This is a genomic window from Fontivita pretiosa (assembly GCF_050410795.1).
Taxonomy (GTDB): Bacteria; Planctomycetota; Phycisphaerae; order Tepidisphaerales; family Tepidisphaeraceae; genus Fontivita; species Fontivita pretiosa.
This window is the reverse complement of the sequence record NZ_CP191258.1, coordinates 2,487,608-2,501,688: the sequence shown is the minus strand read 5'-3', so window position 1 is coordinate 2,501,688 and position 14,081 is coordinate 2,487,608. Positions and strand designations below refer to the sequence as shown.

The 14,081-nt window shown below is 64.9% G+C and carries 8 protein-coding genes; 4 read left to right on the top strand and 4 right to left on the bottom strand.

Annotation, left to right across the window (positions count from 1 at the left end; all coding sequences use genetic code 11):
- Positions 1-25: 25 nt before the first annotated feature.
- Both ACQS5P_RS10165 and ACQS5P_RS10160 read right to left on the bottom strand, forming a co-directional pair.
- Positions 26-2,785: a hypothetical protein gene (locus tag ACQS5P_RS10165; RefSeq protein ID WP_428940779.1), complete on the bottom strand. Its 2,760-nt coding sequence runs from the start codon at positions 2,783-2,785 to the stop codon at positions 26-28.
- 15 nt (positions 2,786-2,800) lie between these two features.
- Positions 2,801-4,228: a hypothetical protein gene (locus ACQS5P_RS10160; RefSeq protein ID WP_428940778.1), complete on the bottom strand. Its 1,428-nt coding sequence runs from the start codon at positions 4,226-4,228 to the stop codon at positions 2,801-2,803.
- A 92-nt stretch (positions 4,229-4,320) separates the two neighbouring features.
- Between ACQS5P_RS10160 and ACQS5P_RS10155 the strand changes: the two genes are divergently transcribed.
- Positions 4,321-5,037: a DUF434 domain-containing protein gene (locus ACQS5P_RS10155; protein ID WP_428940777.1), complete on the top strand. Its 717-nt coding sequence runs from the start codon at positions 4,321-4,323 to the stop codon at positions 5,035-5,037.
- Positions 5,038-5,067: 30 nt separating this feature from the next.
- Here ACQS5P_RS10155 and ACQS5P_RS10150 read toward each other — a convergent pair whose 3' ends face one another.
- The gene (locus ACQS5P_RS10150) at positions 5,068-5,925 is read right to left on the bottom strand and encodes a class I SAM-dependent methyltransferase (protein WP_428940776.1); all 858 of its coding nucleotides are present in this window, start codon (positions 5,923-5,925) and stop codon (positions 5,068-5,070) included.
- Between the two features lie 15 nt (positions 5,926-5,940).
- Positions 5,941-10,716, bottom strand: a complete 4,776-nt coding sequence (locus ACQS5P_RS10145) for a beta strand repeat-containing protein (RefSeq protein ID WP_428940775.1) — start codon at positions 10,714-10,716, stop codon at positions 5,941-5,943.
- Between the two features lie 506 nt (positions 10,717-11,222).
- On the opposite strand from ACQS5P_RS10145, the gene dnaN reads away from it, so the two are divergent.
- The 3 genes from dnaN (at position 11,223) to ACQS5P_RS10130 (ending at position 14,071) form a co-directional block, all read left to right on the top strand.
- A complete protein-coding gene (gene dnaN, locus ACQS5P_RS10140; RefSeq protein WP_428940774.1) occupies positions 11,223-12,332 on the top strand; it encodes a DNA polymerase III subunit beta in 1,110 nt (369 codons plus the stop codon).
- A 28-nt stretch (positions 12,333-12,360) separates the two neighbouring features.
- Positions 12,361-12,768, top strand: a complete 408-nt coding sequence (locus ACQS5P_RS10135; RefSeq protein WP_428940773.1) for a DciA family protein — start codon at positions 12,361-12,363, stop codon at positions 12,766-12,768.
- 250 nt (positions 12,769-13,018) lie between these two features.
- The gene (locus ACQS5P_RS10130; RefSeq protein WP_428940772.1) at positions 13,019-14,071 is read left to right on the top strand and encodes a pilus assembly protein TadG-related protein; all 1,053 of its coding nucleotides are present in this window, start codon (positions 13,019-13,021) and stop codon (positions 14,069-14,071) included.
- The last annotated feature ends 10 nt before the right edge of the window (positions 14,072-14,081 follow it).

The following is a 14,081-nucleotide window of genomic DNA, read 5'->3' as shown; positions in this document are numbered from 1 at the left end:
TTGCCCCACAGCTCCGGGTGTGTGATTACTGTACCGCCACTTCCTCGTTGAGGATTCTGGTTCCATCCAGCTCCTTCAACCCGCTGCGGATCTTGCTCTGGGCGGTGAGTTTCACGTTCTGGAAGCGATACTTCTTGATGGTCGTTCGGCCGGGCGCGAGGTTGGTCACCAGCCGCTCCTGCCGCGCATGCCCGGGACACAGCGCAAAGGCGGTGTAGTCGATCGGCCGCTGGCCATAGTTCGTGATCATCTGCTGCACGATCACGTCGTTGCCGTCGCGCAGCGCCAGGGTCTGAAGTCCAACATCGCTCAAGCCCAGCTTCAGCGCGATCGGGGTAATGAAGGTGGAGTTGGTGTCGGCCTGCACGTTGAACTGCGCCTGGATGAACTTGGTTCCCGCGAAGCTGTTGTAGGGGAACTCGATGGTCAGCTCGCGCTGGAGCGTTTCGCCCGGGTTCAGCGAGAAGGTTTGTGTCGGGGGATTGATGGTCCATCCCGGCGGGGCGAGGAGCTTGAATGATCCGCTGATCGCCTGGGGATAGGGGTTGGTGAATCGGATTCTGCGGGTGTGGGGCTTGAAGCTGGATTCCAGCAGGGGATTGTCCAGGGTCACGCTGGCGCGAAGCTGAGCGAGCTGGGCGTCGATGTCCACCAGGAAGATCGGCATGGGACCGATTGGCAAGCGCACGCTGGCCGATTCGCCGCCGTCCGCCTGCTGGGCGTGAACCAGAGGCGTGACATTGCCCCACAGATCGACGCAACGGGGCTGGCGTCCCAGGTCGATGGCAAGCTGCCGCACCCCGCCGCTGACGCCGCGATCCCACAGCACCAGCACCCCCTGCCCGCCGCGGTCGAACAGGAACGCCTCGACTCCCTCGGCGATCGGCAGCTTGCCACGAAAGCTGGCGCCGCTCAGCATCGACATGATCGTGCGGATGATGATGAACAGCTCCTGCGGCTGCTTGACCAGCAGCTCGTGCTCATCGCCGCCGGGATCGTTGTGCGCGCCCTGCACCGCAAACGGAAGCTTCAGGTCAATGCGCTGCACATTGGCCGACAGCGCGTAGACAATCCGCTGCGCCAGGTCGCGGATCTGCACGTCGCGTCCGTATTGTTCGCGAGCCAGCGGCTCAAGGAAGATCGACAGATTCTCGTTGGCCCCCAGATCGTTGACATACAGCGGCACCTGCGAGGGCAGAACGCCCGGCTTGATGTGCAGCGCCACGGTTGCGGGCAGGCGGCCGCTCAGCTCGTACCACGCCGGCCAGGGCATCGCCAGGTCCGGGCGTTGCATCAGCCGTGCAAATTCCTCATAGAGCCTGTCGTACACCTGTCGCATGCGGGGATCGGTGACGAATTCATCCGAGCCGTCGGCGCCGACCTGCCAGCGCGACAGGTGCGCGGCATGGCGCGCCACCAGGTAGGCCAGTTGCGGTTGCCAGAGCTGCGCATCGGCCTTGAGCAACTGAAGCCATGGCGACTCATCGACCTGCGCCTGTCGCGACGCCTCCGACGGCTGCTGCCAACTGCGCTGCTGAAGCTTCTGGAGGATGGTGGGCGGCACGCCTGCCAGACAGGCGGTCGGCTCGATGCGCAGTTCGCCCAGCCGTTCCAGCAGCCGGTCGAATCGTGTTGCCGAGCCTGGCTGCTGCACGTCGGCCGTTTCGCTCCAGACCGCCAGCTTGACCCGTCCGGCCGAGAGGATCGAAAGCAGCTCGGGAAGATCGTCCCAGCCATCCATCGGCAGATCGGTGGCGACGATGCCGAATCGCGGGTCGGGCGATGCCCCGGCCGCCTCGTCCGCCAGCAGCACGAAGTCCAGCGTCTGACGCCCGACAAACTGCCCCTTGCTGCTCATCACCAGCGCCGCCTGGAACCAGCCGGGCGGCAACTGCGGCAGCATCAGCGTCATGCGGCTGCGTCCCGGACCCAGCGACTGCGCCGCCGACATGTCCAGCGCGCCGCTGCGCTGGTAGACGGCGCGGCCCTGGGCATCGCTGACGACAAGCTGCGCCGCCAGGTCGTCGGTGAAGCGGTCGTTGACCAGAACTTTCAGCACCAGCGGATCCGATCGCCCGAAAATATTGCCCGCTCGGTCGGTGCTCAGCGTCACCTTCGGCACCTGCGAGACGGTCACGTCGTCGAACCATGCGCTGCCGCGAATGTCCTGCGGAAACAGTGTCCGCTGCCCCAGCAGCGGCGGGGCGTACAGCATCGGCTGGACCAGACCCAGCTCGATCACCAGCGACGCCGGCGCGGCCTGCTGATGATCGGCCTGCCCGGCGTCGTCGGGCTGTGAGGAGATCTCCAGACCAACGCTGTGCCAGGACTTGTCCCCGGGCGGGCTGGAAAAGAGCTGTGAATGCCTGAGGCTGCCCGGAATCATCCGTCCATCCTGATCCACAAAGTAGGCCGTAATCCGCGCCCGCGCGTGCGGCAGCGGCGTGGTCTGCACCTTGCCCTCCACGCGGTAGTGCGCTCCGGGCTGCACCCGAATCTGATCCGCGTCGTAGCGATAGATCACACTTCCGCCGTTCAGGTCCAGGCGAAAACTGTACGAACCGCTGTGCGCCCGGTCGTTGCTCAATCGCCCGTTCACATAATGCGGCAGGCCCGGACCCTGAACCTTGCTCCAGTGCATGGGCAGGTCTTCCACATTGCCCAACTGACGTTCCTCGAAATCGAAAGTACGAAGAATACGGCTGATCTGGGCCGGCTGCGCCCACGCCGCAGGCGGCAGAGACAGGCACATCAGCAATGCACTCAGCGCACAGGGAGTCCGCATGGTCCGATAACCCTGTTATCGGCCTGCTAACTGCCTCGGGTTGAGCCAATCCTGTTCAACGAGGTCCGGCAATCCATCGCCCGCGATCGAGATGCACAGCGCGGCGATGACCAGGTAGTAGTAGTTCGCGAACGCCTGCTTGTTGAAGGCGAAGAAGACCAGCAGCACCAGCGCAACGGCGGCGGCGAAAGCGCCGGGGCCGCGCGGCGCGCGCCACAGCGTGGCCAGCACCGCGACGCCAGCCAGCGCAAACGCCGGCCACACCGGCCCGCTGAAGCCCGGGCGTGTGGACCCCCACCACGCCAGCAGGCTCAGCGAATCCGCCCGATAGGGCTGATGCAACTGGAGCGTCACCGCCGAGCGCCAAAACGCCGCCGGTCCCCACAACGCCGCTGGCAGCGTGACCACGCCGCCGACCAGCAGCGCAATCAGCAGATCCCGGATCACACGGCGTGCTGGCGTCGATGGCCGATACAGCAGCGGAACCACCAGCAGCGCCAGGGGCAGATACTGCTTGCACGCCACCCAAAGCCCCAATGCAAGAGGCGTCAGCCCCGGCCGCCGAAACGCCGCCAGCACCGCCGCCGCCAGCAGCATCGCGCTCAGCGGCTCGGTCCAGCCCATCTCCAGAACATAGAACGTGCGCGGCGTGAACAGGAACAAGGCGGCCAGGAGCAGGCCGTTGCGTGAGAATCGCGCGATTGCCGCAACCAATACCCCACACACAAGCATCGCCAGCAGATACGCGTAGCGAAAATCGCCCGCCAGCAGTTGCGCCGGCGCGGTGTACAGCAGAACGATTGGCGGATAGGGAAAGCCAAACTGAAGGCGTCCGTCGCGCACGATGCCCGGCCCGTAGGTCCAGGTTTGAGGTTCGTAAATGTTGGGGAAGGTGATCGCATAGGGATTGACGCCTCTGGCCAGCGCGTCGATGGCGTGGGTGTGGAAGATGAACACGTCGATCCTCGGCTGCGGTGCGGTTCGGATCTTCCACGCGCCGATCGCTGCGTGGGTGGCCAGCAGCAGCGCGAATGCTGCCACGACGACGCGACGGCGGGGCGCGAATCCGATCGCCGCGACCGCGCCCAGCGCGACGACGATGGCGGCGTCGAACGGGCGCTGATCGGTGATGGGGACGGTCGCCGCCGACGCCCCGGCCGGACGCAGCAGCATCGCCAGCAGTTGCGTGATCAGCAGCGCAAGCAACAGGTTCCGCATTGCGCGATCCGACAGCGCGACAGGCCGGCCGAACACCCCTGCGATGCAAAACGCCAGGGCCAACACCAGCAGCGCCACCCCGTCGCCGGAGTAAAGCCCGTCGGTCAGATGAATCGCCAGTCCCAGCATCCATGCCGACAGTCCCAGCAGCAGCGCATGGCCGCATCGAGTTGATTGCGGTGATGTGGCGCGCGTGGCCGATGAATGGGTTGCTTCACACTCCATTGCGGGCCATTGTATGTTTCGTCACGCGATTGCGATCTTGGATTTGCGAATTGCCAGCGCGGCGGGGTGTAATCGAAAATCGCAGATCGCCGATGCCCGACAAACGTCATCATCGCGGCGCACATCCCGAAGACGCCGAGCAGTTTTCAGCGCGCCACTGGCCGGCACTGCGAGAGGCGGTGGCGGAATTATCGTGGCTGCTGAGCCGCGGCTACGCCGAACCTTCAGCCTTGAAGCTCGTCGGCGACCGCCACAACCTCACCGCCCGCCAACGTACCGCCGTCATGAGATGCGCCTGCACCGACCAGGCGCTGCACAGCCGGCTCCAGCGGCAACTCATGCCCCAGGACATTGCGGATCGAGACCTCGATCTGGACGGATACAACCTGCTGACCACGATCGAATCGGCCCTGGGCGGGGCAGTCGTGCTGATCGCACGCGACACCTGCTGGCGCGACATGGCCAGCATGCACGGAACCTATCGCAAGGTCGATGAGACGATTCCAGCCCTGCTGCTGGTCGGGCAGACGCTGGCGCAGCTTCGCGCCGGCCGCTGCAACTGGTGGCTGGACAGGCCTGTCTCCAACAGCGGACGGCTCGCCCAGATCATTCGGCAGATCGCACAGGAGCGGGGCTGGCCGTGGACGGTTCAGATCGTCGCCAATCCTGATCAGGTTCTGGCCGACTCGGATCACCTGGTCGTCACCGCCGACAGCGCCGTGCTCGACCGCTGCGGCCAGTGGTTCAACCTGGCCAGGCAGGTCATCACCACGCACGTGCCGCAGGCCAACGTCGTCGATCTGCGATGATGCGTTGATCGACTCGGCTCGCGGGCATGGTCAGTGGGCCTCGTGCGACTCGCTGGAGCTGCTCGCGTCGGCCGACGCAACCTCCGGCGACAACTGTCTCCACACCGACGCCGGCAGCTTGAACGCGCGAATCGCCAGAAACATCGGAATCTCCCGCCTGGCCACATTCTCCGCGTGTGCACGCGGACCACTGGTGCTGTGCTTGTGGCTGGGCCACTCCTGCATCGCGTCAATCACCATTCCGGCATTGCGCAGGGCCTTCACGTACGACTCGATCGGCCGGTGAAAGGTCCACGTATACGTGCCCGGATCGGCGCCGGGGTGCATGACGATGGGCGATTTTCTTGGAGTCAGGTATCGATCGACGCGGCGAAACTGCACTTGGCCGGCCTGATCCCACCCCCAGCTCGTTTCCCGCGGGCCGCGGAAACACGGGTGCATCATCACGAGGACCAGCCGCCCGCCATCGCGCAGTGCCCGCGACACGCCCGCGAACACCGGCGGCAGGGGGTGAATGTTCTGGATCGCCAGCACGCACGTGGCGGCATCGAAATGGGCCGCGGGCAGGAAGTCCAGCTTGCGCGCATCGGCCACGTGGTATCGGATCGACTGTGGCCCGCGCTGACGCGCCACGCGGATCAGCTCCTCGGCGGCGTCGATTCCCGTCACCTCGACGCCGCGGTCGGCAAGCAGGCGACACAAAACCCCCTGCCCGCAGCCGATGTCCAGAATCTTCTGCCCCGCACGCGGCGCCAGCAGCCGCAGCACGCCCGGCAGCACGACCTGGCGGTGATACTCGCTGCCGGCCTCACCGACGAGTTGATCGTACCACTCGGCTACTTCGCCCCAGTCGGTGCGCTGCGGCGTCCTGTGCTTGCCCTTGCCCATGCGGGCATTGAATCGTCAGGCGAGCGAGCTGCCAAGGTCCCGAGGCGCGCGCCCGAAAGATCGGCCGCGACGCCGGCGTCCCAGCATCGCCGTCGCGCCCAGCACCAGCACACCCGCCGTCGCCGGCTCGGGAACCACGCCCGACTGCACCGCGCGAAGCGCTGCAAGGTACTCGCCGCCGAACATCCGGGCATGCTCGGCGATCAGCGCCTCGGCCAGAGGACCAGCCTGATTCACATACGCGTTGTCGATCAGGGCATAGTCCGTCGCGTCGATCACACCCGAGTAGTCAAAGTCCCCGTTGATCCAGCCACTGAGACTGTTGACGTACCCGTTGTCGATCAGCGAGTAGTCCGTCGCGTCGATCGAGCCACTGAGGTCAGCATCCCCGAAGTAGGTGAACTTCACCAGCACCTCCGTGCCGACCAGGCCGCTGACACCGGCGAAATCGGTGTAGATCGGCCCGCTGCCTCCCACTTGGGCCAAATCGTTCAGCACCACACCAAGGCCATACAGGAAGCTGCCGGCGGTGGTGTTCTGGGCATTGGCCTGAGTCGAGCCGATGCCCGGCCCAAGCCAGTCGAAGTTTCCGCCGTTTTCCAGACCGCTCTTGAGCTGCGCGGTGATCAGTGAGAGCGAACCGGCGCTGACGATCAGGCTGTTGTTGTTCAGATCCAGCCTCGCGGTGGGGGCGGCGTCGCCGGCGATGTCCAGAGTCTGCATGACGCTGGTTCCGGCCGGGGCGTTGGCGCTGCCCTTGGTCGAGATCGTCATCGTGCCTGCGCCCACAGCCAGGCGGTTGACTCGTGCATGCTCGGCGATCAGTTGCCCGGGGCCGAGCTTGCCCAGCGTGGCGGCGCCGCGAATCGCGCCCAGTTGCAGGCTGTCGGCGGCTACGGCGATATCCGCCGACCGCGCCACAACCACCGGGCCGGGATAGGTGTTGTTGCCGGAGACGTTCAACACGGCTCCCTGTCCGCCGACCCCGCCGCCGGCGATGAACAGCGGCTCGGGCACGGTCGAAGTGAACCCTCCGGTAAACGCCAGCGTGGCGTCGGGCGCGACCAGTGTCGGGCCGCTGGCGGTGCCCAGGGCATTGGCGGAGCTGACCAGCAAAGTACCCTTCTGCACCACGGTCGGGCCGCTGTAGCTGTTGCCCGTCCCGCTGAGCACCAGCGTGCCGTCGCCCGTGGTCGCCGTCCCGCTCTTGGTGAATCCGGCCGATCCGCTGATCGGACCAGCCAGAATCAGATTTCCCGCCGCCGCATCGACGCGAACGTCGATCGTCGAGCCGGGGTTGAGCACGACCGGGTTGGTGAGCGTGGTGTCGCCGGTGCCCGAGGTTTTGGCCAGCGTCACGGGAAACTTCGGGTTGACGTTGATGCTGCCGCTGCCGGCCGAGCCGGAGACCATGAAGTTCGCCACGGCGCCTTCCAGCACCAGGCTCGAGAAGGTGTTGACGTTATTCAGCGAGAGCACGCCATTGCCGCCACGGGTCACCAGCGTAAGCGTTCCGCCGGTGATCGGGCTGTCGAACTGGAGGTTTCCGGAATGTGCGTTGAAGCGGGCGCCGCCGGCGCCGATGGTCACGCCCCGGGTAGCGGCGATCGTGCCGGCCGAGTCGTTCCACTCGATCATCGCGTTGTTGTCGATGAAGAGCTGGTCGGGCACGAGGCTGGCCGGGGCGTCGCCAAGAGCGCTGTCGCCGGGGAACTGGAGGTTGCCCGCCAACACTCGCGTCGGGCCGTCATAGGTGTTGCCGTAGCTGAGCCGGAAGGTGCCGGGACCGGTCTTGGTCAAGCCGCCCACGCCGGAGAAGACCTCCTGTGGCGTTCCCTGAGGCGAAGCCTGCCACAGCAGGATCTCGTCGGGGTTGGCCACATCGATGATCCCACCGCCAACACCCAGCGTCACGCCGCGGTTGGCGCTGATGCTGGAACTGGTGGCGGGGGTGTTGGTGGCGGTCTGGTATCCGGTCCATCGCAGCGCCGCGCCGTTTTCCAGCGTGATGGTGTCAAGCACGGGTGCGGCCGGCGGGGCGGGCAGACTGTGGAAGGTGCCCAAACTCACCGTGCCGCCGCTGATCCGCAGCTTGCCGTAGGTGCTCTGCGTATGCGTGCCGGCGGCCTGCGAAAGCGAGGCGCCGTCATAGGGATTGAGCACGAGCAGCCCGCTGCCGGTTTTGTGCAGCGTTCCGCCCGGGCCGATGATCGTGCCCTTGAACGTCGTGTTGCTGCTCTGATTGACCGTGAGGGTGAAGCTGCCCAGATCAAGAACCGAAAGCTGGTTGTAACCGGTGAGCGAGGCGACTTGCTGGTTGGCCAGCAGTCGCAGCGACGCCTGGTTGTTGCCCGCGGCCGATCCGGTTCCCGCCACGCCGCTGAGCACCAGGTCGGTGCCGATGGGCAGGGCGTTTTCGGTTCCGACGACCAGAATGCCGGCGGCAACGGTGGTTCGCCCGGAGTAGCTGGCCGGCTGGTTGAGCGTCAGTCGCCCCAGCCCCATCTTCACCAGCCCGCCGCTGCCGCTGATCGACAGCGGCGCGTTGATCGCTCCGACGGCGGTGTTCTGCGTGAAGATCACGGCCTCGGAGCCGTCGAAAGTCAGCGCGGAAGTGTTGATCTGCCCGCCGATGTTCATGATCATCCCGGCCGGACCCGAGCCGTTGCCGATCCGCAGGGTGAAGGCTCCATCGATCGTGTTGCCGCGCGTGTGCAACGCCAGCACATTGCGATCACCGCTGAGCGTCTGCGCGCTGGTCGCGTCGAACAGGGTCGTGTTGTCCGCCAGGTTGATATCCGTCAGAGTCGAATAGACCGCCTTCTGCAAGCCGTTGGTGGGGTGGTAGGTCAGGTATTCGCCGACGGAGCTTCCGTTGTTGGTCCAGGAGACGATGGCCGGGGAAACCATCGAGTTGGCCCCGCCGTTGGTGGGGATGGTGGGGATCCCGCCGTTGACGATGATTTTCTCACCGGTGGCGGTTCCCAGCGCAGCCACGCCTGTGGTGGGGATGATCGTCATCGTGCCGTTCACGCCGCGGACCAGCGTCGAGCCAGTGGCGGCCGGATCACCAATCGTCAGCGTCAGGCTGTTGTTGCCGTTCTTGTTGATGTTGATCTGGGATCCGGGCCCGAAGCTGAGTTGCCCGCCGGCGGCGGAGGCGACGCTGATGAACCGGTCGCCGCCCACGTTGGTGGGCACCAGTCGCAGCTCTCCGCGCTCCATCAACACCGAGCCGGTTCCCAGCGGCGTGGCCGGGGTGCTCGAATCGCCCGAGGCGTTAGTGGAGATGATTCCTTCGTCGACGCGGGTGCCGCCGGTCCAGGTGTTCGCTGCGTTGTTCAAGGCCAAAATGCCCGGCCCACCCTTGATCAGGGTTCCGCTGCCGGCGACCACTCCCGTGTTGGTCACGGTCCGCAGCGTGGAGCTGTCAGAGATGGCGCGGATCTCGCCGCCGGTGGAGGTGATCTCGATCGGGCGCGCCATCGTCAGGTTGACGGTCCAGAAGTTGGAAAGCGCCCCGCCGTCCAGCGTGATGGTGCCGGCGGCGTTGCCGAGCTTGCCATCGGTGCTGGCGATCAGGATCCCGCCGCGGATCACCGTCCCGCCGTCGTAGTCACTGGCATTGGCCCCGGTGGCAAACTGCTGAATGCCGCTGCCAACCTTCACCACCCGCCCCGAGCCGATGATCCGCCCGTTGTACTGAGCCGAGTAGAAGTCGTCAGCGCCGACCGTCAGCTCGTTGCCATTGAGCACGATGGTTCCGTTGTTGGCACTGCCCAGCGAGCCGACCCGCTCGCTGTTGAACAGCACCAGGTTGCCGGTGGAGCCGAAAAACACTGCTGACTGATCGTGAAGGACGTTGCTGCCGGCCAGCTCGAGTGTGCCGTCGGAGATGGTGGTTCGTCCGGTGTAGGTATTGGTGCCGGTCAGTCGCAGGGTGCCGGTGCCGGCCTTGGTCAGCCGGCCGCCGATGCCGCTGATCACGCCGGCGAAGGTTCCCGAGGCGTTGTCCCCACCGACGGTCAGTGAGCTGCCGGTGGTGGTGTTGAATCCGGCGCCCAGGGTGCCGAGATAGACGTTGCCGTCGCCCGTGAGGATGCCAATCGAGTCATTGAAAGCCCCGCCGGTGTAGCGAAGGTCCAGCGCGGCGCCGGCGGCGATGTTGACGGCCACCAGCGGAATGTCGGCGACCTGGGTATTGCCCAGCGCCACAGTGCCGGCGTTGATCTGAAGCGGACCGGTGAAGCTGTTGCCGCCGTGGAATATCAGCACGCCGGTTCCTTCCTTGGTGATCGCGCCGCCGGAGATCGGATTGACCAGCTCGACGCGGCTGGAACTCGTGTGGATCGTGCCGCTGCCCAGCGTGATGGTCTGCACGCCCGCCACGGGGTTGATCAGCCTGTAGTCGCTGGAAAACAGCAGGGCGTCGGCGTTGACGGCCGTGTCCACCAGGACGACGCCACTGTCGCCGCCGAAGATGGCGCTGTCGCTGGTCAGGTTCGGCCAGATGACGAACGCGCTGCCATCCCACCAGCGGGCGGCGGAGGTGTCCCAAATCCCCGAGCCGCCACTGAGGGGGCTTTGCCCGTCGGCATCCCAACCGAGGTTGGCCGCCGGCGTCTGACCGACGGCGGTGCACAGCGCTGCGATCGCCGCTGACGTCAGCAGGACTCGAGAACGCCGACGCCGCGGCGTGCGCTTGCGCCGCTGTGTTTGGAGATCCCTTTCATGCGGAAGCTGGGTACGCGAGCATGGAGCAACGACGACGGGAAGCGCACTACGACTCATGGCATCTATCTCCCAATCCCAAATCTGTGGTGCATCATCCGGCACCGGACCCAAGGAACCTGAGCCAAACCCACGTGAAAGGCGTCGGCGAATCCGCGGCTTTATGTCCGCAGATGACATATTATAGAAGATTAACCAGGCTTCAACAGAAATCCGCGAAAATCGCCTCCAGCCAAACCTCGTGCACTCGCGACAACCCCCGTGCGAATCCGGTGTACAAGCTGACATCAACTGTCGCGGCGGGCGGGCATCGTTGCCTCAGCGCGCCACGGTCGCCGGGCCTGGCCCCCCGGACTGTTGCAGCGACCTTGGACCAAGCGAGGCCGGCAACAGCAACCACAACAGGTTGTCCACAGCATCAGTCCGATAAAGACGCACACAACCTCCGATCAAACCATAAGTTGCGGGGTAAATTAAGAAGTTATCCACAATCGGCGCACGCTTATCACTATTTCTGCTCTGCTTGAAGTTCATTTAATGGAAAAGGGGTGTTAGATTACCCGCCCATGAAAGTCATCTGTAACCGGGGAGCACTTCTGGAAGCCTTGTCGGTCGCCAGTTCGGTGGTCAGCACGCGCACGCCCAAGCCGGTGCTTCAGTGCCTCAAGCTCACCGCTGGTGACGATCGGCTCACCATCGCCGCCACGGACTTGGAAGTGGCCATCCGCTACAGCGATGCCCAGGTCCAGATCGAGCAGCCAGGGGAAGCCCTGGTTCCGTCTGGCAACTTTTGCAACATCGTCCGCGAGAGCGTGGACGATACGCTTTCAATCGAACTGGACAAAGACCAGGTCCACATCAAGGGGCAGGACTCGCACTTCAAGATCTTTACCCAGCCGGTGGGCGACTTTCCGCCGGTGCCCGATTTCGAGGGCGAAGCCGACTTTGAGATCGTCGGCGGGCACCTCAAACAGCTCATCAACCAGACCATCTTCGCCGCCGCCAGGGAATCGACCCGTTACGCCTTCAACGGCGTGCTGATCGTGGCGCAGAAGAACAAAAAAGTCAGTCTGGTGAGCACCGACGGCCGGCGGCTGGCACTGGCCAGGGGAGAGCTGGTCAGCGCCAACAAAGTCGAGAAGGACGGCTCGCGGGCGATTGTGCCGGTCAAGGCGCTGAACCTGGTGGAGAAGCTGATTGACGACCCGGAGGAGACAGTGGGGGTGCAGATGCGCGAGAATCAGGTCATCTTCCACACCAGCAACGCCACGCTGACCAGCAATCTGGTCGAGGGGCAGTTCCCGCCGTACGAGGATGTGATTCCCAAGGAATGCGACAAGAAGATGACCGCCGGCACCGCCGACCTGCTCAGCGCCATTCGCCGCGCGGCCCTGCTGACCACTGAAGAGAGCCGCGGCGTGCGTATGCAGTTCAGCCGCAAAGGGCTGGTTCTGTCCAGCCGATCACCGGAGGCCGGCGAGGCGACGGTGAACTTCCCGTGCAAGTATGAAGGTGCCGACATCGAGATCGGGTTCAATCCGCAATTCCTGATCGAAGCCTTGCGCGTGGTGGACACGGATGAAGTCACCTTCGAGATGACCGCGCCCAACCGCCCCGGCCTGCTCAAGGGCGGCCCGAACTTCCTCTACGTGATCATGCCGGTGAACTTGCAGTAGCGCCGGAGGTGTCGGCAGGGGTGCTGCAATGTTTGAGCGACAACGGCAGGCGATTGAAGAGGCCGAGCTGCGACGGCTGTATCGGGTCAAGCAGCAGCCCGCGGCCTCAGCCGGCACGCTGGGGCAGGACATGCTCAGCTTCTTCAAGCATTCGGTGCAGAAGCGGCAGACGAAGCTGAGCACGATCGCCGAATGCTGGATGCGGCTGGTGCCCGAGCCGCTGCTGGAGCACTGCGCGCTGGAGAGCTTCCACGCCGGCACGCTGAAGGTCATGGTCGATAGCTCTGCGCATCTGTATGAGCTGAAGCAGCTCCTGCTGGCCGGGTTGCAGCAGCAGCTTCTGCTGGCGTGCAAATCCGCGGGCCTGCGGCGCATCAGCCTCAAGCCCGGCCGCTGGTACGAGGGGGAAGGCAACGACCGGCGGATTCGCTTCTGACAGCGCGCACAGGCACTGCGCCTAAACCCCACTGCCCGTACAATCGAAACACTTCCACGTCCCATATCCGTTTGACGCCCGGCAGAGCGACTGGCCAACACGCGCGGCTTGGCAAAGAATACGAGCAACCAAAAGGGTCGGGCCTGTTCCGAGGGACCAACACATGAACGGAACGCGGCGATTAACAATCAATCCGCAGGGACGGTGTGTCTCGCCTGTAATGACATCGCGGCGCACTGACCGGCGGGCAATGGCCGTGATCTATCTGATGTTCTGCCTGCTGGTGCTGGTGGGACTGTGCTCGCTGGCGGTGGATTATGGCCGGGTGCAGTTGGCCAAGACCGAGCTGCGAGCCGCCGCCGACAGTGCCGCCCGCGCCGCCGCCGCCAACATCCCGAATGACAGCGTTTCCGCCCGGCAGGTGGGCAGGAGTTACGCAACCCTGAATCGGGCCGACGGACGCCCGGTTGAACTGGACGTGTCCAACGATCTGAAGATCGGGCGATGGGATCCAGCCACCCGCAGCTTTAGTGAGCTTGGCGGCTGGCAGCTCAGCAGCGCCAACGCCGTGCAGGTGATCGCCCGCCGCTCGGGGGCGCGCGCAAACGCTTTGCCGATGATGTTCGCCAGTCTCCTGGGCTTCGATTCGATCGATGTGTCGGCCGAATCCATCGCCATGGTGATTCCGGCGATCTCCGTCGATCAGAACGTGCTGGCCACAGGCAATCCGTTCCTGGCCGGGATGCCTCCCGGCAGCGTCGCCAGTCGCAACAACCCCCACAACAGCCCCGATTACGCCGGCACCTCCGGCAACCCCAGACAGTCCCCGCAGCTTGTGCTCAGCCTCCCTCTGGTAGAGGGGCAGGTTCTGAGTTTTGATTCGATCTCGGGAACCGCGCGGCACGATCCGAACCTGCCGTACTACCAGCCCGATGGACAGCTTGATGACGTCGGACGCAACACCAATGGCAACGAAAACGGCATTGCCGACACGCGGTGTCCGATCAATGCTCTGGTCGGAGTTTTCCTCACCGACGAGCGTCCGGATCGCACTGCGGCCCCGCCCAATCTTGACTTCTCGACTGCCGACAAACGCAACTTCACCCGGCTGGAGCCGCAGTGCAAGCAGATCTTTTTCATCGGCGACGGCCGGCGCGATGACGGCATGCCCCAGCAGTTCGTCGTTCCACGCGGCGCCACGCGGCTGTACCTGGCCACGTGGGACTTTTATGAGTGGAACAACAACTTCGGGCAGCGCCGCGTCAGGATCGAGCGCTCGATGAAGATCATCACGGTGAAGTAGCTGAGGCGAC

Coding starts and splice junctions, on each gene's coding strand:
- ACQS5P_RS10160 (WP_428940778.1), bottom strand. CDS start 4,228: ATGGAGTGTGAAGCAACCCATTCATCGGCCACGCGCGCCACATCACCG.
- ACQS5P_RS10135 (WP_428940773.1), top strand. CDS start 12,361: ATGTTTGAGCGACAACGGCAGGCGATTGAAGAGGCCGAGCTGCGACGG.
- ACQS5P_RS10165 (WP_428940779.1), bottom strand. CDS start 2,785: ATGCGGACTCCCTGTGCGCTGAGTGCATTGCTGATGTGCCTGTCTCTG.
- ACQS5P_RS10150 (WP_428940776.1), bottom strand. CDS start 5,925: ATGGGCAAGGGCAAGCACAGGACGCCGCAGCGCACCGACTGGGGCGAA.
- ACQS5P_RS10145 (WP_428940775.1), bottom strand. CDS start 10,716: ATGAGTCGTAGTGCGCTTCCCGTCGTCGTTGCTCCATGCTCGCGTACC.
- ACQS5P_RS10130 (WP_428940772.1), top strand. CDS start 13,019: ATGGCCGTGATCTATCTGATGTTCTGCCTGCTGGTGCTGGTGGGACTG.
- dnaN (WP_428940774.1), top strand. CDS start 11,223: ATGAAAGTCATCTGTAACCGGGGAGCACTTCTGGAAGCCTTGTCGGTC.
- ACQS5P_RS10155 (WP_428940777.1), top strand. CDS start 4,321: ATGCCCGACAAACGTCATCATCGCGGCGCACATCCCGAAGACGCCGAG.